This is a genomic window from Pseudomonas sp. WS 5532, assembly GCF_012985445.1.
GTDB lineage: Bacteria > Pseudomonadota > Gammaproteobacteria > Pseudomonadales > Pseudomonadaceae > Aquipseudomonas > Aquipseudomonas edaphica.
On the sequence record NZ_JAAQWK010000012.1, the window covers coordinates 13,826 to 36,421 of the forward strand.

General features: G+C 60.7%; 11 protein-coding genes. 10 read left to right on the plus strand and 1 reads right to left on the minus strand.

The window, feature by feature from the left end; genetic code table 11:
* Positions 1 to 151: 151 nt before the first annotated feature.
* Entirely contained in the window at positions 152 to 9,055 is an 8,904-nt protein-coding gene (locus tag HBO23_RS20140; protein WP_170039344.1) for a retention module-containing protein, read from the minus strand.
* 340 nt (positions 9,056 to 9,395) lie between these two features.
* On the opposite strand from HBO23_RS20140, the gene HBO23_RS20145 reads away from it, so the two are divergent.
* The 10 genes from HBO23_RS20145 to HBO23_RS20190 all read left to right on the plus strand — a co-directional run bounded on the left by HBO23_RS20145 (position 9,396) and on the right by HBO23_RS20190 (position 22,577).
* Positions 9,396 to 10,754, plus strand: coding sequence for a TolC family outer membrane protein (locus HBO23_RS20145; RefSeq protein ID WP_017136621.1), 1,359 nt, complete (start codon positions 9,396 to 9,398; stop codon positions 10,752 to 10,754).
* Positions 10,755 to 10,795: 41 nt separating this feature from the next.
* On the plus strand, positions 10,796 to 12,952 hold the full coding sequence (locus tag HBO23_RS20150) for a type I secretion system permease/ATPase (RefSeq protein ID WP_026013663.1): 2,157 nt from the start codon (positions 10,796 to 10,798) through the stop codon (positions 12,950 to 12,952).
* The gene (locus HBO23_RS20155) at positions 12,942 to 14,306 is read left to right on the plus strand and encodes an HlyD family type I secretion periplasmic adaptor subunit (protein ID WP_017136619.1); all 1,365 of its coding nucleotides are present in this window, start codon (positions 12,942 to 12,944) and stop codon (positions 14,304 to 14,306) included. The genes HBO23_RS20150 and HBO23_RS20155 overlap by 11 nt, the downstream gene beginning before the upstream one ends.
* Before the next feature lie 214 nt (positions 14,307 to 14,520).
* Entirely contained in the window at positions 14,521 to 15,414 is an 894-nt protein-coding gene (locus HBO23_RS20160) for a TauD/TfdA family dioxygenase (protein ID WP_170039346.1), read from the plus strand.
* A 20-nt stretch (positions 15,415 to 15,434) separates the two neighbouring features.
* The gene (locus HBO23_RS20165; protein WP_017136617.1) at positions 15,435 to 16,286 is read left to right on the plus strand and encodes an ABC transporter ATP-binding protein; all 852 of its coding nucleotides are present in this window, start codon (positions 15,435 to 15,437) and stop codon (positions 16,284 to 16,286) included.
* Positions 16,287 to 16,297: 11 nt separating this feature from the next.
* Positions 16,298 to 17,146, plus strand: a complete 849-nt coding sequence (locus HBO23_RS20170; protein ID WP_170039348.1) for an ABC transporter permease — start codon at positions 16,298 to 16,300, stop codon at positions 17,144 to 17,146.
* A gap of 60 nt (positions 17,147 to 17,206) precedes the next feature.
* Complete coding sequence (locus HBO23_RS20175) at positions 17,207 to 18,127, plus strand: LysR family transcriptional regulator (protein WP_017136615.1); 921 nt, start codon at positions 17,207 to 17,209, stop codon at positions 18,125 to 18,127.
* A 392-nt stretch (positions 18,128 to 18,519) separates the two neighbouring features.
* Positions 18,520 to 20,055 carry an MFS transporter gene (locus HBO23_RS20180; RefSeq protein WP_017136614.1) on the plus strand — a complete coding sequence of 512 codons (1,536 nt, stop codon included), beginning with the start codon at positions 18,520 to 18,522 and terminating at the stop codon, positions 20,053 to 20,055.
* Between the two features lie 15 nt (positions 20,056 to 20,070).
* A complete protein-coding gene (locus HBO23_RS20185; protein WP_170039350.1) occupies positions 20,071 to 21,129 on the plus strand; it encodes an HlyD family secretion protein in 1,059 nt (352 codons plus the stop codon).
* Positions 21,126 to 22,577: an efflux transporter outer membrane subunit gene (locus HBO23_RS20190; protein ID WP_170039352.1), complete on the plus strand. Its 1,452-nt coding sequence runs from the start codon at positions 21,126 to 21,128 to the stop codon at positions 22,575 to 22,577. Before HBO23_RS20185 ends, HBO23_RS20190 begins: the two co-directional genes overlap by 4 nt.
* Positions 22,578 to 22,596: the final 19 nt, after the last annotated feature.

A 22,596-nucleotide genomic window follows, 5' to 3' on the forward strand; every position in this document is an offset into this window, starting at 1 on the left:
AGAATCCCTCGAAAATGAGCCACACGCGTTCACCAGCATAGGTCAATGCTGTGTTTATGGTCGCGAGTATGCGATGCAACCGGCCGCCAGGGCCAGCGACGTATCGCCCAAGCAAATCGACCGCCCTTGCGGGCGGCCGATAAATCACAGCTTAGGAGGTGTGGTCGATCTTGATGGTCGGGTCGGCGCCTGTGATCAGCGAGTTGATGCTGGTGTGCGACCAATCGTTGCCTTCCAGCTTGATGGTCACATCGGCATTGGCCAGGCCGCCGGCGGCGTTGAGCTTGCCTTCACTGCTGATTTGCAGGGTCGACACACCTTCTACCGTGGTGATCTTGAGGTAGTTGTCGATGGTGCTGTCCGTCTCACCTTTCAACAGATCCTTGAGATCGATCCGGTCACCTTCCGAGGCCTTGAAGTCCTTGATCACGTCGTTGCCGAAGTCGCCCGCCTTCCAGACGAAGGTGTCGGCACCCGAGCCGCCGATCAGGATGTCGTTGCCCGGCCCACCGATCAGGGTGTCGTTACCGGTGCCACCCAACAGGATGTCATTGCCTTTGCCGCCGTCCAGCAGGTCGTTGCCGCCCTGGCCGAACAGGATGTCATCACCTGCGCCGCCCAACAGCGTGTCGTTGCCGTCCTTGGCGCCGGAGACGTCGAAGTCCGCGTAGTGCTCGGTGACGTACTGGTGCACGTTCGAGGTGGTTACCGCGGAGACGGCCACACCGGTTTTCTGTGCCACAAAGGCCTGCAGTGCGTTGTAGCCCTCACCGGTAATCCCGCTGAAGCTCACCAGGTCGCCGAAGAGGATGTCGTTGCCGTCGCCACCGCTGATGGTGTCGGCGCCTGGCAGCGTGGCTTCGGTGTGGCCGAGGATCGCGTTGGCCAGGTCCTTCGGATCGATGTTGCTTTGCGGCTTGCCATCGGTGTCGTAAGGCTTGAGGTCGTTGAGGCTGACGTCGCCGTTGATACCGATGGCTTCAACCGCCGACAAGCCTTTGAGCAGTGCAAAACCGCTGTTGGCATTGCTGGTGGTTGACGAGTCGGTGCTGCTGCCGCTGCCGTTGAGGTACGAGACTTCAAACGTCCCGTCGCCCTGGGCATGCACGGTGCCGATAACGCCGTTGTCGTACCAACTGCCACCGCGGTATTGCACCCACTGGTGGACCTGGCCACGACTGTCGATCAACTGCAGGTTAGTGCCATTGACGTTGATGTTGAAGGTGTTGCCCAGCACATAGTTGTTGGTGTTGATGTAATCGTCCAAGCGACCATCGGTGGTGTTGCTGCTATAGAAATCAACCACCACCGGGTTCGTCTGCTCGCCGCTTTGGTAGTAGGTTGGCTGACCATCGGTGATGAAGTACGTCAGGTTCGTGGCACTTGTGTTACTGGTTGCCAGGTTACTCTGGAAGAAGTTCGCAGTGGCCTTGAACACGTCTTCATAGTTGGTACCGCCACCCGACACCATCGAATCCAGCACAGACTTGAGCAACGTCAGTGCATTTGGATCGTTAAGGTTGATCGCGATCGACTTGTTCACCTGGGTATCGAAGTCCGCCAGGAAGATGTTCACGGTGCCCGAGGTGTTCGCGCCGAGGCTGTCTTTGAGCGAGTTGAACACCGACGTCAGCGAAGCTTTGGCCGCGTTGACCGAAGCGGTGCTCATACTGCCGGAACTGTCCACCATGAACGCGATGTTGTAGTTCTTGCCTTGCACCACGTTCAGGCCGCCGATATCGGCCACGACGATGTCATTGCCGTCAGTGCCGACAATGTTGTCGCTGCCCGAAGTACCCGTCACCGAGTTGTAGGTTGCCGGGTACACGGTGACTGGCAATTGCGCCGTGGTAGACGCCGAACCGCCGAGGCTTTCGGTGGAGGTCGACGTCACGGTCAGGTTGAACTGGCCGCTGTAATAGGTCGGTGGCTTGATGGACAGGGTGTTCAGGTCCCAGCCCGTGACGTTCACTTCGCCCACGCCTTTGGTCGCAGTGAAGGTGTGCCCGGACGCGTCGGTGAGGACCGAGCCTGCCGGTACGCCGCTGATCTTCACGCTCAGGGTTTCCGAACCGTCGGTATCAGTCAGCGCGGTGGTTACCTTGGACAGCTTCACAGTGCCGTTTTCCTGGGCTTCGTTAAGCTTGTAGCCCACGTAATAACCGTCACCGTTGCTGCCATGCAGGTCGGACACGGTCACACCGGCGTTGGTCAAATCAGTGAGGCCGGTGTACAGCGGCACGGTGCTGGTGCTCAAGTTCTGAATCGCCCCGCCGTTGATCGACAGATTGACGTCAAAGCTGCCAGGCCCCGCTTGGTTGGCTTGGTAGATCTCGAGGCTGTAGTAACCGCTGACCGTTGGCGTAAACGAGCCGCTGAATTTGCCGCTGTTGGTCGCCCATAGCCCGCTGGCAATGTCTTTACCGCCAACGTTGACCACCACACTGTCATCGGCGACGCCGCTGAAGGTGTAGCTCTTGCCAGCTTCCATGTACATCAGGCCGGAGATCTTGGAGCCAGAGCCGGCGTTGACATTGTCGACTGACTCGACATTGGTGACGACACTGGTGTTGTTCGGCGTACCTGCGTTGTCGATGGCGTTTTTCAGTACGTCTGGTGCCGCGCCGTTCCCGTTGGTGCCGAGGCCGGCAATGCTGTTCCAGCCCTGTTTGATCAGACCGGTCGAGGCGACATTGTTATCGGCCACGTTCAGCGTAGGTGCATCGGCCACGGGTGTGATATCGACTTTCACCGTGGCGCTGTTGCCCAGGTCCTTGCCGTCGGTAGGCTGGAACTTGAACTGCGCATAATCAGCCTGCTTGTTGCCAACACCGGTGCCCCCATAACCGTCGGCGCCGGATTCGTTGGCGTTAGGCATAAAGCGCAACTGGCCGCCGTCGATCTGGGCCTTGGTGAAGGTCTGGTTGGCAGTCACGTTGGTCCAGGTGGTGCCATCCGCTGCCAGGTATTGCAGCTTGCCGGCCACCGGCAGGTCGGTGATTTTCACGCCCAGGCTGGCTTGTGGCGAATCCACATCGGTCACGCCGAAGTTGGCCCAGGTCAGCGCCAGCGGCGTGTCTTCGGTGCCGGTCACGGCGCTGCCGGTGGCGACTGGCGGATCGTTGACTGCCACCACGTTAACGGTGGTGGTGGCAACGTTGGAATAGTTGCCGCCATCGGTCACGGTCACGGTGATGGTCCGCGGCGTGGTGCTTGGGTCGTGACTGTTGTTGGTGAACGTGATGTTCTGGATACGCTGCATGTAATCAGCCAGCGTCGCGCTGCCCGACAACGTCAGGGTGATGGTGCCCGTCTGGTTGTTGGTGCTGACGATGATGCCGTTGACGCTGTTGCCCAGGTTCAGTGCATCACCGGCCTGTGCGTTGGTCAGGGTGACCGTCGCACCGGTCAGCATCGTGCTGTCCGGATCGGTGATCTTGATATCGGTGTCGGCAATCGACACACCCGGCCCGGCGGTGCCTTCGGTGAAGGTGGTTCTGTAGTCGGCACCGGTCGCGCCGCTGGAGTTGTTGGCGTCCAGGTCGATGACCGGCGGCGCATCGTTATCGATGATATTGGTGCTGACGCTGCCGTTGCCGACCACCAGGTTCTCGAAGTTGCCGCCGGTGGTCTTGTCGATAGTGATGACAATCTGTTCGGTCGGCTCGGTGATCCTGTCGTCGATCGTGGCGATGTTAAACGGCACGCTGCTGGCGCCCGCCGGGATCTTCACGGTGTATACGCCGTTGAAGTCCGAACCATCGGTGGCGGTGCCGCTGTACTTGAGCGTCACGGTCACATCGGTTTGCGCCGGGTTGCTCAGGGTCAGCGTGTAATGCGCAGTGCCGCCTTCAGTCACCGAGGCGTCGCCGGTGATGCTGATGGTGGTGTTGTTGACCACATCCGTCACTTTGGTGGTGACGGTGCTGCCGTCGACGATCAGGTGTTCGTACTTGTCGCCGCCGCTGACTACGCCGGTAATCTTGTTGTTCACATCGTTGGCGCCGACATACGCGTCGTTAGGCGCAACAGCCGTGGTGGTGCTGCTGGACTTGCCGTTGCCGATGGTGATGGTCGAGCCGTTATCCAGCCTTACCACCAAGTCGGAACCGACGTTGGTCACTGCCGCGCCGTTCTTGTCGACCAGCGATGCGGTGTAGGTAATCTGACCGCCTTCAGCGACCGAGCCGGTGGCTTTGAGTACCACGGTCACATCATCGATGGTGTCGTTGATGGTGGTGGTCGCGCCGCCCGGAGTGATGGTCACGCCTTCGAAGTTACCGCCGGTAGTGCCGGTGATCTTGACGGTTTGGGTGCTCTTGTCGATGAACACGTCATCGCCAGGCGCGGCAACGGTCACAGAGCCTACGGTCGCACCTTGCTTGATGGTGATGCTCGAACCGTTATCCAGCGTGACTACCATGTCGGTGCCAGCCTTGTTGCTCAAGGTGGCGGTGTAGGTGATGGTGCCGCCTTCGTTGACGGCACTTGGTGCGGTCAGCGTGACGCTGGTGAGATCGGTGGTGCCTGGGGTATCCGTCACTGTGGTGTTAACAGGCGTAGTGCCTGGCACCAGATTCTCGAAGTGCGCGCCGCCGGTCACGTTGGTGATGGCGGTGGTAACGGTCTGGTCGCCTTTGTACACGTCGTTGGGTGCTACGACGGTGACGGTGCCGCTGGACTGGTTCACACCGATGGTGATGGTTTTGCCGTTGTCCAGGGTCACGGTCAGCGGGCTGGTGATGTTGGTCACCAGCGCGCCGTTTTTATCCACAAGGCTGGCGGTGTAGATGATGTTGCCGCCTTCGCCAACCGTGGTGGTGGCGGTGAGGACTACATCAACCTTGTCGATGGTGTCGTTGATCGTCGTGGTTGCGCCGTTACCTGCAACTTCCAGTTTCTCGAAGTTGCCGCCAGCGGTGTCGGTGATCTTGACGGTCTGGGTGCTCTTATCGATGAACACGTCATCGCTAGGCGCAGGGACGGTTACGGTGCCGACGGTGTCACCAGCTTTGATGGTGATGGTCGAGCCGTTATCCAACTTCAGGGTTACGTCAGTACCGGCCTTGTTGCTCAAGGTGGCGGTGTAAGTGATCTGGCCACCTTCGTTGACGGCACTTGGAGCGGTCAGCGTGACGGTTGTGGTGTCCGCAGTGCCAGGTGTGTCAGTCACTGTGGTGTTAACAGGCGTTGTGCCTGGCACCAGATTCTCGAAGTGCGCGCCGCCGGTCACGTTGGTGATGGCGGTGGTAACGGTCTGGTCGCCTTTGTACACGTCGTTTGGTGCTACAACGGTGACGCTGCCATTCGACTGATTCACACCGATGGTAATGGTCTGGCCATTGTCCAAAGTCACGGTCAGCGGGTTGGTGATGTTGGTCACTGCCGCGCCGTTTTTATCCACAAGGCTGGCGGTGTAGACGATATTGCCGCCTTCACCGACGGTGGTGGTGGCGGTCAGAACCACATCCACTTTGTCGATGGTGTCGTTGATGGTGGTGGTTGCGCCATCACCAGCCACTTCCAGTTTTTCGAAGTTACCGCCAGCGGTGTCGGTGATCTTGACGGTTTGGGTGCTCTTGTCGATGAACACGTCATCGCTAGGCGCAGGGACGGTTACGGTGCCGACGGTGTCACCAGCTTTGATGGTGATAGTCGAGCCGTTATCCAACTTCAGGGTTACGTCAGTACCGGCCTTGTTGCTCAAGGTCGCGGTGTACGTAATCTGACCACCTTCATTGACTGCGCTTGGCGCGGTCAACGTGACGGTAGTGGTGTTATCAGTACCCGGAGTATCGGTGACAGTGGTGCTGACAGGCGTAGTACCTGGCACCAGGTTTTCGAAGTGCTCACCGCCAGTCACGTTAGTAATAGCGGTAGTGACGGTCTGGTCGCCCTTGTACACGTCATCTGGAGCTACAACGGTCACGTTGCCGCTGGACTGATTAACGCCGATGGTGATGGTCTGGCCGTTATCCAGGGTCACGGTCAGCGGGCTGGTGATGTTGGTCACCGCATTGCCCGACTTATCGACCAGCGACGCGGTGTAAACGATGTTGCCGCCTTCGCCCACTGTGGTCGTTGCGGTCAGCACCACATCCACTTTGTCGATAGTGTCGTTAATGGTCGTAGTTGCACCATCACCAGCCACTTCCAGTTTTTCGAAGTTACCGCCAGTGGTGTCGGTGATCTTGACGGTCTGAGTGCTCTTGTCGATGAACACGTCATCGCTAGGCGCTGCAACAGTCACGGAGCCGACGGTATCGCCAGCTTTGATGGTGATAGTCGAGCCGTTATCCAACTTCAGGGTTACGTCAGTACCGGCCTTGTTGCTCAAGGTCGCGGTGTACGTAATCTGACCACCTTCATTGACTGCGCTTGGCGCGGTCAACGTGACGGTAGTGGTGTTATCAGTACCCGGAGTATCGGTGACGGTGGTGCTAACAGGCGTAGTGCCTGGCACCAGATTCTCGAAGTGCGCGCCGCCGGTCACGTTAGTAATAGCGGTAGTGACAGTCTGGTCGCCCTTGTACACGTCATCTGGAGCTACAACGGTCACGCTGCCGTTCGATTGGTTCACACCGATGGTAATGGTTTGGCCGTTATCCAAAGTCACAGTCAGTGGGTTGGTGATGTTGGTCACCGCATTACCCGACTTGTCGACCAGCGACGCGGTGTAAACGATGTTGCCGCCTTCACCAACGGTGGTGGTGGCGGTCAGAACGACATCGACTTTGTCGATGGTGTCGTTAATGGTGGTGGTTGCGCCGTCGCCTGCGACTTCCAGTTTTTCGAAGTTGCCACCAGCAGTGTCGGTGATCTTGACCGTCTGAGTGCTCTTGTCGATGAACACGTCATCGCCAGGCGCCGCAACAGTCACGGAGCCAACGGTATCGCCAGCCTTGATGGTGATGGAAGAGCCGTTATCCAACTTCAGCGTTACATCAGTGCCCGCTTTATTGGAAAGCGTAGCGGTGTACGTAATCTGACCACCTTCGTTCGCCTCGGACGGAGCCGTCAAGGTGACCGTCGTGGTGTCAATCGAGTCGGTAATCGTGGTGACCGCAGGCGTAGTGTTCGGCACCAGGTTTTCAAAGTTGCCGCCGGTCGCGCCAGTAATGGTGGTGCTCACCGTACTGCCATTCACGTAAACGTCGTTCGGTGGAGTGTCGACCACCACACTGCCGACAGATTCGCCAGCTTTGATAGTGATCACCGAGCCATCGCTCAAGGTGACAGTTACCGGGGTTTGCGCCGGGTTGGTCAGGGTGGCGGTGTAGGTAATCTGCCCACCTTCGGTAACGGTATTGGTAGCCGTCAGCGAAACAGTGGTGGTGTCGATCGAATCGGTGATCGTGGTGACCGCAGGCGTAGTGCTCGGTACCAGGTTTTCAAAGTTGCCGCCGGTTGCCCCGGTGATGGTGGTGCTGACGGTCGAACCGTTGTTGTAAACGTCGTTCGCCGGGGTATCCACGACGACGGTGCCAACCGACTCCCCAGCCTTGATCGTAATCACCGAGCCATTGCTCAAGGTGACAGTCACCGGCGTCTGCGCCGGGTTGGTCAAGGTGGCGGTGTAGGTAATCTGGCCGCCTTCAGTCACGGTACTGCCCGCCGTCAGTGTGACGGTGGTGGTATCGATCGAATCAGTAATCGTAGTAACCGCAGGCGTAGTGCTCGGCACCAGATTTTCAAAGTTGCCGCCGGTCGCACCGGTAATAGTAGTGCTGACAGTCGAGCCATTGTTGTAGACGTCGTTCGCCGGAGTGTCCACGACGACGGTGCCAACCGACTCCCCAGCCTTGATGGTAATCACCGAGCCATTGCTCAAGGTGACAGTCACCGGCGTCTGCGCCGGATTGGTCAGGGTAGCGGTGTAAGTGATCTGACCGCCTTCGGTCACGGTGTTACCCGCCGTCAGCGTGACGGTGGTGGTGTCGATCGAATCAGTGATCGTAGTAACCGCAGGCGTAGTGCTCGGTACCAGGTTTTCGAAGTTGCCGCCGGTCGCACCGGTAATAGTAGTGCTGACAGTCGAGCCATTGTTGTAAACGTCGTTCGCCGGAGTATCGACAACAACAGTGCCAACCGACTCCCCAGCCTTGATCGTGATCACCGAGCCATTGCTCAAGGTGACAGTCACCGGGGTTTGCGCCGGGTTGGTCAGGGTGGCGGTATAGGTAATCTGACCGCCTTCAGTCACGGTATTGCCCGCCGTCAACGTGACGGTGGTGGTGTCGATGGTGTCGGTAATCTGCGTAACGGCCGGGTTCGGGTCAATCGTCAGCACCAGGTTGTTGCCGCCGGTGGTGCCGGTGACGTTCACGTTGATCTGGCTTGGGTCGATGTACGGGCTGTCATTCGGTGCCAGCGGCACGTTAACGGTGCCGGTCAGTTGGCCGGCGGTGATGGTGATCACGGCACCGTTGGACAGGGTGATGCTCAGGTCATTGATCGGCGGCTGCGTGACGGTGGCGGTGTAGGTCAGCACACCACCAGCTTCAGTGATGGTCGGCGTTGCGCTCAGCGTCAGGGTCGACGTCTGCAAGACCAGGTTGCCATTGCCACCGGCGCCCTGGGCGCCCGTGAGTTGGGTCGTTGTTGCGGCGCCCTGGCCCAGTGGGCCGGTCGGGAACCCGATCGTCGGGTCGACACGGCCGGCCGTCGCGTCCAGTACAACAAAGCTGTGGCCCCCGCCCGCAGCACCATTACCGGCAGCCGTCGCGCCGGCGGCGGTAGCATCCAGGTCGGTGGTCGGGTCGGCGCCCGCAACGATGGCTTGCTGCAGTTCAGCAACCGACGGCGCGGCGTTTTCGGCGGCAGCGGCCAGGTCGAGGCTGGAGTCCGGCAGGTCGGCGCTCCACTGGGTTTCACGGCCCAGGTCCAGGGTGCGGCCGTCGGCCAACTCAAGGCTCACAGCGCCGGACATGCCGGTGTCGATCTGGTCGCCTGCGAACAGACGGTCACCTTCTACTAAAACACGACGCGTCCCTTCCGGAGAAATAACGAAAACTTGACCAACAATGCTTTTGACGATGGCAACTACACTGCTCATTAAAGATTTCTCCGGCGATCCGTTACTGATGAATTCCATGTGACCGCTCGCGGGGGGGAGGGCCAAACAGGAGGGGTGTAGTATAAGTAGTTACTGACGTCAAATAATTGGCTAGATTTATTCGTTATCTAGTTTATGCCAAAGTATTGACCTTATGGTCGCCATCCTAAACAATTGGCCCCGTAATGTCACATTGATATTTATGCGGCGAACCGTCCTACATGTGTGAAGCAGTTCCGCTTTTTGAACTTTCCGACGTACGGTCATTACGGTAGCCATTATCCGACGCAGCGGTATCAATCGCTGTGATTTGAGACAAGAAGTCCTGGGGAATTTTTAAATGCGTTTGAACCTGTTCAAGGCAATACCGTTCGTACTCGCCGCCGGTTTCGTACAAGCCCAAACATTGCCCCAGGCCATGCAGCAGGCGCTGGATGTGCACCCGGAAATCCAGGCCGGCGTGAACAGCCGTATCGCCGCCGATTACCAATTGCGCGCCGCTCAAGGTGGTTACTTGCCGCGCGTTGACCTGAACGCCGGTTACGGTCGCGAAGGCACCGATAACTCCACCACCCGCGCCGCCAACGGCCCAAACGGCAACCACTGGGACACGCTCAACCGCGGCGAGTCCAGCCTGCGCCTGCAACAGATGATTTTTGACGGTTTCGCCACGTCCAGCGAAGTTGGGCGTCAACAAGCCAACGTCAACTCCCGTGCTTATTCCTTGCTCGGCACCTCCGAGCGCACCGGTTTGACCGTGGCCCAGGTCTACCTGGACGTGTTGACCCGCCGCGAATTCGTGCGCCTGGCCGAAGAGAACCTGCGCAACCACGAACGCATCTACGACCAGATCAAATTGCGCACCCAGCGCGGTGTCGGCAACGGTGCCGACCAGGACCAGGCCGAAGCGCGTCTGGCCCAGGCTCGCAACAACCTGATCACCGAGCAGACCAACCTGGCCGACTCCCAGGTCAACTACCTCAGCGCCGTCGGCCAGATGCCCGACCAGCTTGAGCGCCCAGCGCCATTTATGGCCATGCTGCCGGCGGACCTGAATGAAGCCCGTCGCCAGATGCTCGATAACAGCCCGATCCTGCGCTCGGCCGAGTCGGATATCTCCGCCGCCGAGAGCCAGTACGAAGCTGCCAAGTCGACCTTCTACCCACGCTTTGATGCCGAGCTTGGCACCAACGCCGATAACAACGTAGCCGGCGACGCCAGCCATAACAACGGCTGGGAAGCCATGGTGCGCATGCGCTTCAACCTGTTCGCCGGTGGCAGCAACAAGGCCGACTTGCAGTCCAAGTCGTACCAGACCAGCCAAGCCCTGGATATCCGTAACAACGCCTTGCGCCAACTCAATGAAGAACTGGGCCTGGCCTGGAACGCCTTGAACAACGCCAATGCGCAGTTGCCGGTTGCCCAGCAATACGTCGACCACAGCACCCGCGTGCGTACTTCGTACCAGCAGCAGTTCAGCCTCGGCCAACGAACCCTGCTCGACTTGCTCGACAGCGAGAACGAATTGTTCACCGCTTCCCGTCGTCTGGAAGAGATCAAGAACATTCAGTTATTTACTCAGTATCGAATCAAGGCGACCATGGGTGAATTGCTCAAAAGCCAGGGAGTGGTCGCACCGATGGCGTCCGTCGTACAGAACGACGTGAAACCTAAAGTTCAACTGCCTGGGATGAATTGAGCCACCCCAATAGCCCCATCTGTTAGTCGAGAGTGCGCCGCGTGGAATCCGAAGTCAGTCGAGTTCATCTCAGTCATGATCCACGCACGCTCCACGACGACCCGTTACTGGACGGGTTGTTGGCGCTCTGTGCCCTGCATCAAAAACCTGCCAGCGCGGCCATGCTCACCACCGGTTTGCCGCTGCCGTCGCAGCGACTGAGTGCCGAGTTGCTGCCGCGTGCAGCCGCGCGTGCCGGGCTGCAAGGCCGGGTGTTGCAGCGCAAGCTGGAGCAGATCCCGACGATTGCACTGCCAGCGCTGCTGTTGCTCAAGGACGGCCGCAGTACCGTGCTGGTGGGTTGGCAAGGTGAAGACGAAGCACGCATCCTGCTCAGCGAAAGCGACGGCGGTGAAGTACTGATCAAGCGTGAGCTGCTGGCCAATGACTACATCGGCAAAGTCTTCTTCGCCCAGCCTCAGCACAAATTCGACGTCAACCACGGCACCCTGATCCCTCGGGCGCGTTCGTGGTTTCGCGACACGCTCAAACGTTCGCGCTGGCTCTACACCGACGCCATCGCCGCGAGCTTCCTGATCAACATCATCGCCATGGCCGCGCCGCTGTTTGTGATGAACGTGTACGACCGTGTCGTGCCAAACCAGGCCACCGCGACCCTCTGGGTGCTGGCCGTGGGTATCTGCGGCGCCTACCTGTTCGACTTGGTTCTCAAAAGCCTGCGCAGTTTGTGCCTGGACCTGGCGGGTAAAAAAACCGACCTGATCATCTCGGCCACGCTGTTCGAGCGCATTGTTGGCATGTCCATGAAGTACCGCCCGGCACGGGTTGGCAGCTTCGCGCAGAACATCCATGAGTTTCAGAGCCTGCGTGATTTCCTCGCATCCTTGACCCTCACCAGCCTGATCGACCTGCCGTTTACCCTGCTGATTTTCCTGGTGATCGCCATCCTGGGCGGGCACCTGGTGTGGATCCCGGTATTGGCCTTCCCGCTGGCCCTGGGCATCGGCTATGCCCTGCAAAAACCGCTGGTGGCGACCATGGAACGGACCATGGCCCTGGCCGCCGAGCGCCAGTCCAGCCTGATCGAAACCCTCGCCGGGCTCGATGCGGTCAAGGTCAACAACGCCGAGAGCGAGCGCCAGTACGGCTGGGAACAGACCATCGGCACCCTCAGCCGCCTCGAGCTGCGCGTGAAGTTGCTGTCGGGCCTGTCGATGAACATGACCTTGCTCATACAGCAACTGGCCGGCGTGATCATGATCGTGTTCGGCGTTTACCAGATCATCGACGGCAACCTCAGCATGGGCGGCCTGATTGCCTGCTACATGCTCAGTGGCCGCGCCCTGAGCCCGCTGGCCTCGCTGTCGGGCCTGCTGACCCGTTACCAGCAAGCCAAGGTCACCATGACCTCGGTGGACCAGATGATGGAACTGCCCCAGGAGCGCAATTTCGAAGAGCGGCCCATGAGCCGCCGCACCCTGCAAGGTGCCATTGAGTGCCGTGGCCTGAACTTCACGTATCCGAACCAGCAGAACGCCGCGCTGAGAAATATCAACCTGGTGATCAAGCCAGGCGAGAAAATCGGCATCATCGGCCGCAGTGGCTCGGGCAAAAGCTCCCTGGCCAAGCTGATTGTCGGCCTGTACCAGCCCGACTCCGGCGCCTTGCTGGTGGACGGCGTGGACGTGCGCCAGATCGACGTGAGCGAGTTGCGCCACAACATCGGCTACGTCGCCCAAGACATTCAATTGCTGGCCGGCACCCTGCGCGACAACCTGGTTTCCGGTGCGCGCTATGTAGAAGACGAAATGGTCTTGCAAGCCGCAGAGCTGGCCGGCGTGCACGAATTCGCCCGCCTGCATCCACAAGGTTATGAACTGCAAGTGGGCGAGCGTGGGCAGAACCTGTCCGGCGGCCAGCGCCAGAACGTCGCCCTGGCACGCGCGCTGCTGCTCAACCCGCCCATCCTGCTGCTGGACGAACCCACCAGCGCCATGGACAACACCGGTGAAGAACGCTTGAAACAACGCCTGCAAGCTGTGGTGCAAAGCAAGACCGTGGTGCTGGTGACGCACCGTGCCTCACTGCTCTCGCTGGTGGACCGCCTGTTGGTGGTCGACCGTGGGCAGATCCTCGCAGACGGCCCGAAAGCCGTGGTTATGGAAGCGTTGAAAAAGGGGCAGATCAGTGTTGCTTAACTCCATCAAAAGCGCGGTCGGCCGCTACTTCAAAGGCACCGACTCGCTGCAGGGCCAGCCCCTGCCTGAAGTCAACAAAGCGCTGATCGAAGATGCGCCGAGGGTGATCCGCCTGACCATCTGGGCCATCATCGCGTTCTTCATATTCCTGGTGACCTGGGCGGGTTTTTCCAGCATCGACGAAGTCACCCGTGGCGACGGCAAGGCGATTCCGTCGTCCAAGCTGCAGAAAATCCAGAACCTGGAAGGTGGCATCGTCTCCGAGCTGTATGTGAAGGAAGGCCAGATCGTCGAAGCCGGTGCGCCGTTGATTCGCCTCGACGACACCCGGTTTGTCTCCAATGCCGGCGAAACCGAAGCCTTGCGCCTGGCCATGCAACTGCGCGTCGAGCGCCTGAGTGCGCAGGTGGATGACCGCCCGCTGAACATCCCGGATGACGTGCTCAAGGCCGCGCCCAGCCAAGCCGCCAACGAGCGCTCGCTGTATGAAAGCCGCCGTCAGCAATTAAAAGACGAAGTCGGTGGTTTGCAGGAGCAACTGGTGCAGCGCCAGCAGGAACTGCGCGAATTCAGCTCCAAGCAAGGCCAGTACCGCAGCCAGTTGTCCCTGCAACGCCAGGAAATCAACATGTCCGAGCCGTTGGTGGCCCAGGGCGCGGTATCGCCGGTGGAAGTATTGCGCCTCAAGCGCGCCGAGATGGAAACCCGCGGTCAGTTGGACGCCACCACCCTGGCGATCCCTCGCGCCGAGTCGGCGATCAAGGAAGTGCAGCGCAAGATCGACGAAACCCGTGGCAAATTCCGCAGCGAAGCCCTGACCCAACTCAATGAAGCCCGCACCGAGCTGAACAAGGCCGAGTCCACCGGCCGTGCCCTCGAAGACCGCGTCAGCCGTACCTTGGTCACCTCGCCGGTGCGCGGCATCGTCAAGCAGCTGTTGGTCAACACCGTGGGCGGCGTGATCCAGCCGGGCAGCGACATGGTCGAAATCGTGCCGCTCAATGACACCCTGCTGGTGGAAGCCAAGATCCGCCCGCAAGACATCGCCTTCCTGCACCCTGGGCAAGAAGCGATCGTCAAATTCACCGCCTATGACTACACCATCTATGGCGGCCTCAAGGCCAAGCTTGAACGCATCGGTGCCGACACCATCACCGATGAAGACAAGAAAACCACCTACTACATGATCACCCTGCGCACTGATCGCAGCCACTTGGGCACCGACGAGAAGCCGTTGCTGATCATTCCTGGCATGGTGGCTTCGGTGGATATCATTACCGGCAAGAAAAGTATCCTCAGCTACCTGCTCAAGCCGATCATCAAGGCGCGGGCCGAGGCGTTGCACGAGCGCTGATCTTCGGCGCCTGTTGTGACCTCATCGCAGGCAAGCCAGCTCCCACATTTGAATGTGTTCACATATCAAAATGTGGGAGCTGGCTTGCCTGCGATAGCGCCATCCAAATCACCGCAGATCCCAACCCTAAAGCATATCGATATTCGCTAACGGTATTTAAGCTTCCATTCTTATACCTATAAATTCACTCCCCTGTCCGACCGGGAGTGCCCTCATGTCCGCCACCTCTACTGTTCCAACAGCGACCCCAACCGCCCAATCCTTCGAGATTCGCCCACTGCCCGGCAGCGTCGGCGCCGAGATCGTTGGCCTGGACTTGTCCCGCCCGGTCAACGACACAGACTTCGCGCGCATCCACCGCGCGCATCTGGATCACCACGTCGTGGTGTTCCGCGACCAACGCATCACCCCCGAACAACAGATCGCCTTCAGCCGCCGCTTCGGCGTGCTGCAGATCCACGTGCTCAAACAGTTCCTGCTGGCCAACCACCCGGAAATCCTGATCGTCTCCAACATCATCGAGAACGGCCAATCCATCGGCCTGGGTGATGCGGGTAAATTCTGGCATTCGGACCTCTCCTATAAAGAGCTGCCCAGCCTGGGCTCGATGCTGCACGCTCAGGAGCTGCCCTCCGAAGGCGGCGACACCCTGTTCGCCGACATGCACAAAGCCTGGGACCAACTGCCCGAGCACCTGCGCAAAGCCGTGGAAGGCCGCAGCGCCGCGCACTCCTACACGGCGCGCTACAGCGAAACCAAATTCGAAGGTAATTGGCGCCCAACCCTCACGCCCGAGCAGCTCGCTCAGGTGGCGGAAGTGGTCCACCCGATTGTGCGCACCCACCCGGAAAACGGCCGCAAAGCCCTGTTCGTCAGCGAAGGCTTCACCACCCGTATCGTCGACCTGCCGGAAGACGAAAGCCGCGACCTGCTGGCCCAGCTCTACGCTCACAGCGTGCTGCCGCAGAACATCTATCGCCACCAGTGGCAGCCCCACGACATGGTGTTCTGGGACAACCGCTCGCTGATCCACCTGGCTGCCGGTTGCCCGAGCCATCTGCGCCGCAAACTGTTTCGCACCACCATCCAGGGCGATGCGCCTTTCTGATTCCCGGCAAGAGAGTTGACATGAACGCGCCCCTGCAAGGCCACGCGGCCAGCACCCTGAGTACCGCCAAACCGCTGTTGGCGGTGGACAACGTCAGCCTCGAATACCGCACGCCCGAGCGTGTGGTGCGGGCCACGCACCAGGTCAGTTTCGAAATCGACCCGGCCGACCGTTACGTGCTGCTCGGCCCTTCGGGGTGCGGCAAATCCACCTTGCTCAAGTCCATCGCCGGGTTTATCAAACCCTGCGAAGGCGAGATTCGCCTGCTGGGGCAAAAGGTCGACGAACCCGGGCCGGATCGCATTGTGGTGTTCCAGGAATTCGACCAGCTGCCACCGTGGAAAACCGTCAAACAGAACGTGATGTTCCCGCTGTTGGCCTCCAAGACCCTCAAGCGCCGCGAAGCCGAAGAACGCGCGCTGCACTACCTGGAAAAAGTCGGCCTCAGTGCCTTTGCCGACGCCTACCCGCACACCCTGTCCGGCGGCATGAAAGCCCGGGTGGCCATCGCCCGCGCCCTGGCCATGCAACCGAAAATCCTGCTGATGGACGAACCCTTCGCCGCCCTCGATGCCCTGACCCGGCGCAAGATGCAGGAAGAACTGCTGCTGCTGTGGGAAGAAGTGCGCTTCACCCTGTTGTTCGTCACCCATTCCATCGAAGAAGCGCTGGTGGTGGGCAACCGCATCCTGTTGTTGTCGCCGCATCCCGGGCGCGTGCGGGCAGAAATCCACAGCCATCAATACGACCTGCACAGCCTCGGCGGTGTGGAATTCCAGGCGTCGGCGCGGCGCATTCATCGCCTGCTGTTCGATGAAGCGCCCGAAGCCGAACGTGAGTTGGGTTTCGCCGATATCCGCATTGCTTACTAAGGGGCCGAACCATGCGCCAGGAATTTGAAGTCACCCTCGAACCACTGCTCAGCGTCCCTGTCGAGCGCGAACTGCCCCTGCGCCAACGCCTGTGGCAGCAAGGCTGGCTGCGCAAGGGCTTGATCCTGATCGTGCTTGCGATCCTCTGGGAGGCGGTCGCCCGCTACCAGAACAACGACCTGCTGCTGCCGAGCTTTTTGCAGACCTCCCAAGCCCTGTTCGACGGCTTGCTCAGCGGTGAGCTGTTGAGCAAGGTCTGGATCTCGCTGGCGGTGCTGATCAAGGGCTACCTGATCGCCAGCGTGCTGGCGTTTGCCCTCACCACGCTGGCGGTCTCGACCCAACTGGGCCGCGACCTGCTCAGTACCCTGACCTCAATGTTCAACCCGCTGCCGGCGATTGCCCTGCTGCCGCTGGCGCTGCTGTGGTTTGGCCTGGGGCAGAACAGCCTGATCTTTGTGCTGGTGCATTCGGTGCTGTGGGCCTTGGCGCTGAACACCTATTCGGGGTTTCTCGGCGTGTCCGAAACCCTGCGCATGGCCGGTCGCAACTACGGCCTCAAGGGCATGCGTTTTGTGTTGTTCATCCTGGTTCCGGCGGCGCTGCCGTCGATCCTGGCCGGCCTGAAAATCGGCTGGGCCTTTGCCTGGCGCACACTGATCGCCGCTGAACTGGTGTTCGGCGCCACCAGCGGCAAAGGCGGGCTGGGTTGGTACATCTTCCAGAACCGCAACGAGCTGTACACCGACAAAGTGTTTGCCGGCTTGGCCGTGGTGATCCTGATCGGCCTGCTGGTGGAAAACCTGGTGTTTGATACCTTCGAGCGGCTCACCGTAAAGCGCTGGGGCATGCAGCGCTGAGCCACTGATCCCTGCTAGGATTGCGTGCAATTCACTCCCCACTGCTCACGAGTGCTTGGCATGCAACTACCGGACATGAACCTGCTGGTCGCCCTCGACGCCTTGCTCGACGAGGGCAGTGTGGTCGGCGCGGCGCGGCGGATGAACCTCAGCCCGGCGGCCATGAGCCGCACGCTCACGCGGATTCGCGAGGCGGTGGGCGACCCGATCCTGGTGCGGGCCGGTCGCGGCCTGGTGCCGACGCCCAAGGCTTTGCAGCTGCAAGGCCAGGTGCGCAACGTGGTGGAACAGGCGGCGTTGCTGTTTCGCTCCGCGGACCAGGTAGACCTCAGCACCTTGCGCCGCCGCTTCAGCGTGAGGGCCAACGACTTTTTTGTCGGCGTGTACGGCGGTCGGTTGTTCGACACCATGGAGCGCATGGCGCCGCTGTGCGAGCTGTGCTTTGTGCCCGAAGGTGATACCGACGACGACGCGCTGCGCGAAGGGCGCCTGGACCTGCGCGTGAGCAATACGTTGCCGGCCAGCCCGGAGGTGAAGGTACAGAATTTGTTTTCCACCACCTTTGTTGGCCTGGCGCGGCAAGATCACCCGCTGTTCGACGAAGAAATCACCGCCGCACGGTTTGCCAGCTATTCCCATATCAGCATTTCGCGACGCGGCATCGCCCGTGGCCCGATTGACACTGCGCTGAATGCCCAAGGCCTGGAGCGCCGCGTGGCAATGATCGCCCCAGGCTTTCACGGCGCGATGTTCATGCTGCCCGACTCTGATCTACTGCTGCCGGTGCCAAAGGAAGCCTTGCTGAGCGCCAACCGCCTGAACCTGCCATTGCGCGCCTTCCCGTTGCCTATCTCCTTGCCGACGTTGGTATTGGCCCAATCCTGGCACCCGCGCTTCGACAAAGACCCGGCCCATAAATGGCTGCGCGAAACCATGCGCGAGAGCTGCCATGCCACCTGGCTCGAAGCCCAGCCCAGCTGAAGTGCACTCGATCAATGTGGGAGCTGGCTTGCCTGCGATGGCGGTCTGACTGTGTAGGGATTCATTGCCTGACCCACCGCTTACACAACTTTTAAAGGCAGCCAATTACCCTTGTGGCGAGCAGGCTTGTCGAATCGTCGCACCGCCTGCGTTGGGCTGCGAAGCGGCCCCAAACCCAGACGCTGAGTACTTTCAGGAAAAACTGCAGTGCCTTTACTGGGGCTGCTTCGCAGCCCAACGCAGGGCAAGCCTGCTCGCCACAACAGGGCAGTTGCCCCTAACCCCATGAGGATTGCGTCTGGCGCACTTATAAGCTTCCAACAAGTAACTTTTTTGTCATGTATGCGCCCCCTTAAACTGCTCGGGTATTTCTAATTCCGAGTTGCGCGTTCATGACATCCCTCGCTGCCCCCGCTCTCCAGGCTGCAGCCAAACCTACCGCCCTGAGCCCACCTGTGTTCGGCCCGCGCATCATCATCGGCCTGGTCGGCGTGTTGTTGGCGGTGCTGGTCTCTGGTCTCAACGAGATGGTTACCAAGGTAGCCCTCGCCGATATTCGCGGTGCACTGTTCATTGGTTTTGACGAAGGCACCTGGCTGGTTGCGGCCTACACGGCCACCTCCGTGGCGGCCATGGCCTTTGCGCCGTGGTGTTCGGTGACGTTTTCGCTGCGCCGCTTCACCCTGTGCGCCATCGGCCTGTTTACCTTGCTGGGCATCCTGTGCCCGTTTGCGCCGAACTACGAAAGCCTGCTGGTGCTGCGAACCGTGCAAGGCCTGGCCGGCGGCGCATTGCCGCCGATGCTGATGACGGTGGCGCTGCGTTTCCTGCCGGCCCACGTCAAGCTCTACGGCCTGGCCGGTTACGCACTCACCGCCACCTTCGGCCCGAGCCTGGGCACGCCGCTGGCGGCGTTGTGGACCGAATACGTCGGCTGGCAATGGGCGTTCTGGCAAATCGTCGGGCCGTGCCTGCTGGCGATGGCCGCGGTGGCTTACGGCTTGCCGCAAGACCCGCTGCGCCTGGAGCGCTTCAAGCAGTTCAACTGGCGCGGCCTGCTGCTGGGTTTTCCGGCGATCTGCATGTTGGTGATCGGCCTGTTGCAGGGCAATCGCCTGGACTGGTTCGAATCCGGCCTGATCACCTTTTTGCTGATCGGCGGCGGCGTATTGCTGGTGCTGTTCATGCTCAATGAATGGTCGCACCCCGTGCCGTTTTTCAAGTTGCAGATGCTCGGCCTGCGCAACCTGGCGTTCGCCCTGATCGTACTGGCGGGCGTGCTGATGGTACTGACTTCGGTGATCATCATTCCGTCGAGTTTTCTCGCCCAGGTGCAGGGTTACCGACCACTGCAAACCGCGCCGGTGATGCTGTTGATGGCGTTGCCGCAATTGATCGCGCTGCCGCTGGTGGCGGCGCTGTGCAACCTGCGTTGGGTCGACTGCCGCTGGGTGCTGGGCATTGGTTTGAGCATGCTGGTGCTGTGCTGCATCGGCAGCTCGCACCTCACCTCGGCGTGGATACGCGACGATTTTTATGGCTGGTACCTGCTGCAGATTTTCGGGCAGCCCATGGCCGTATTGCCGTTGCTGATGCTCTCTACCGGCAGCATCCAGCCGATGGACGGGCCGTTCGCCTCGGCCTGGTTCAACACCGTCAAAGGCCTCGCTGCGGTCATCGCCACGGCCGTACTGGACACGCTGACCACCCAGCGTGAGCACTTCCATTCGACCATGCTGGTGGACCACCTGGGCAACTCGCCCCTGGCCGACGGCGACGCGCCGGGCCTTGCCCAGCGCCTGCACCAGCAGGCCGTGGTGCTGACTTCTTCGGACCTCTATTACGTCATGGCCGGTGTCGCGGTGGCGTTAATCCTGCTGATTTTCTGGATGCCCACGCGGATCTTTCCGCCTCGCGCTCCGACCTAGCCTCAAGGACTTCTCATGAAACGCAAAGACAAAATTGCCGTCTCCGTTATCGCTGTGTTTGCCGTCGGCGTCCTGGTTTATCTGGTTGCGCCGGGCGTGCTGGGCAACAAGCGCCAGACCACCAACGACGCCTTCGTCGCCGCCGACTTCACGCTGGTGGCGCCGCGCGTGGCCGGTTTTATCAAGGAAGTGCTGGTGGAAGACAACCAGCGGGTCAAGGCCGGCCAGCTTTTGGCGTTGATCGACGACCGCGATTTTCGTGCTGCCGCCCAGGCCGCCGACGCCGACACGTTGGTCGCCCAGGCCCAGTTGAAGAACGCCACCGCGACCCTGGAGCGCCAAAGCTCGGTGATCGCCCAGGCTCAGGCCACCGTCGCGGCCGACCGTGCCGAAGTGGCGTTCGCCGAGCACGAACTGAACCGCTACAACCACCTCGCCGGCGTGGGCGCAGGCACGGTGCAGAACGCCCAGCAAGCCAAGACGCGCATCGACCAGGCAACGGCAAACCTGGCCAAAGCCACGGCCGTACTGGCGGCCGAACGCAAGCAAGTGGAAATCCTCACCGCCCAGCGAGACGCAGCGGAAGGTGGGCTCAAACGCGCCCAGGCAGCGTTGGAAATGGCCAGTTATCAGCTGTCCTACACGCGCATTTTCGCGCCAGTGGACGGCATGGTCGGTGAACGTGCCGTGCGGGTCGGCGCCTATGTGACGCCGGGCAGCAAGATCCTCGCGGTCGTGCCGTTGGCCGAGGCCTATGTGGTGGCCAATTTCCAGGAGACGCAACTGTCGCATATGCATGCCGGCCAAGCCGTAGAACTCAGCGTCGACAGCCTCGACGGCGAGTTGCTCAAGGGCCATCTGGAAAGCCTGGCACCTGCCACCGGCGTGACCTTTGCGTCGGTCAGGCCAGACAACGCCACCGGTAACTTCACCAAGGTGGTACAGCGCATTCCGGTGAAGATCATCCTGGAGCCGAACCAGTCCCATATTGAACGCCTGCGCGTGGGCATGTCGGTGCAAGCCACAGTCGACACCCGGCCAGTCGCGCAGTCGCGTGAGGTGGCCCAGCAATGAAGTCATTTGCCTGGCTCACCTTGAGCCTGATCAGCCTGAGTGCCTGCACGGTCGGCCCGGATTTCCAGCGGCCCCAAGGCCAGCAAGTCACCCAATGGCGCGAACCCCAGGGCCGTCAGGCAGCCAGCCACGCGGTGACCGACCCTTTGCAGGAGCGTTGGTGGGACGTGTTTCACGATGCAGAGCTCTCGGCCCTCACGCGTCGTGCGCTCACTGATAACCTCGACCTGAAACTGGCCAGCAGCCGCCTGCAACAAAGCCGCGCCGTGCGTCAGGTGACCACAGCCGAGCGTTATCCCAACGTCAACGCCAGCGGGGATTACGTACGCCAGCGCAACAGCGGCAAAGGCTTGAGCGACCCGTCCAAAAACAACGGTCAATCTGCTTACAACCAATGGGACATGGGCTTCTCCGCCGCCTGGGAGCTGGACTTCTGGGGCCGCGTCAAACGCGAAACCGAAGCCGCCGACGCCACCCTGCAAGTCGCCGAAGACGACCGCCGCGCCGTGTTGCTGTCGGTACTCGCCGAAACCGCCCAGGACTACATCCAGCTGCGCGGCGTGCAGAATACGCGCGCTGTCACCGAGCAAAACCTCGAGGTCGCTCGCCACAGCCTCAAACTCTCGCAACTGCGCCTGGCCGACGGCGTGGCCACTGACCTGGATGTGGCCGAAGCTGCCGCCCAGGTCGCCGCCATCGAAGCGCGTTTACCGGATTTGCAGCAGCGTCAGGACCAACTGATCAACGCCCTGAGCCTGCTGATGGGCGAGCCGCCGCAAGCGCTGCATGCGCAATTGTCCAAGGACGCCGCCGTGCCGCAAACCCCGCGCCAGGTCGCCATCGGCTTGCCCTCGGAGCTGGCCGAACGCCGGCCCGATATTCGCCAGGCGCAAGCGCGCCTGCATGCGGCCACCGCCAGTATCGGCGTGGCAAAAGGTGATTTTTACCCGCGTATCACCTTGTCCGGCAGCCTGGGCTCCCAGGCCCTGCAACTCTCGGATTTCGGCTCCTGGGGCTCGCGCGCGTTTGCCTTCGGCCCGCAGTTCAACCTGCCGCTGTTCAATGGCGGGCGCCTGCAAGGCATGTTGAATTTGCGTGAAGCCCAGCAACAGGAAGCGGCGCTGGCGTACCAGCAAACCGTACTGCGTGCCTGGCATGAGATCGATGACCAACTGACCCGCTACAACGCCAGCCAACTGCGCCGCGACAGCCTCGCTGAAGCGGTGCGCCAGAACCAGATCGCGTTGAGCACCGCACAACAGCAGTACGTCGAAGGCGTGGTGGATTTCGTCAACGTGCTCACCGTGCAAAGCGCGCTGCTGGCCACGCAGGAGCAGTGGGTAGAAAGCTCCACCGGCGTGTCGCTGGCGATGGTGGGGCTGTACAAGGCGTTGGGCGGTGGCTGGGAGTCGGTCTACCCCGCGACAGCCTCCATTCCCGCAGGCTGAACATAACCCACTGTGGGAG

Excerpts from the sequence above, each read along its gene's own strand:
- HBO23_RS20160 (WP_170039346.1), top strand. The coding sequence starts at position 14,521 with ATGTCCGCCACCTCTACTGTTCCAACAGCGACCCCAACCGCCCAATCC.
- HBO23_RS20175 (WP_017136615.1), top strand. The coding sequence starts at position 17,207 with ATGCAACTACCGGACATGAACCTGCTGGTCGCCCTCGACGCCTTGCTC.
- HBO23_RS20170 (WP_170039348.1), top strand. The coding sequence starts at position 16,298 with ATGCGCCAGGAATTTGAAGTCACCCTCGAACCACTGCTCAGCGTCCCT.
- HBO23_RS20145 (WP_017136621.1), top strand. The coding sequence starts at position 9,396 with ATGCGTTTGAACCTGTTCAAGGCAATACCGTTCGTACTCGCCGCCGGT.
- HBO23_RS20185 (WP_170039350.1), top strand. The coding sequence starts at position 20,071 with ATGAAACGCAAAGACAAAATTGCCGTCTCCGTTATCGCTGTGTTTGCC.
- HBO23_RS20180 (WP_017136614.1), top strand. The coding sequence starts at position 18,520 with ATGACATCCCTCGCTGCCCCCGCTCTCCAGGCTGCAGCCAAACCTACC.
- HBO23_RS20165 (WP_017136617.1), top strand. The coding sequence starts at position 15,435 with ATGAACGCGCCCCTGCAAGGCCACGCGGCCAGCACCCTGAGTACCGCC.
- HBO23_RS20140 (WP_170039344.1), bottom strand. The coding sequence starts at position 9,055 with ATGAGCAGTGTAGTTGCCATCGTCAAAAGCATTGTTGGTCAAGTTTTC.
- HBO23_RS20190 (WP_170039352.1), top strand. The coding sequence starts at position 21,126 with ATGAAGTCATTTGCCTGGCTCACCTTGAGCCTGATCAGCCTGAGTGCC.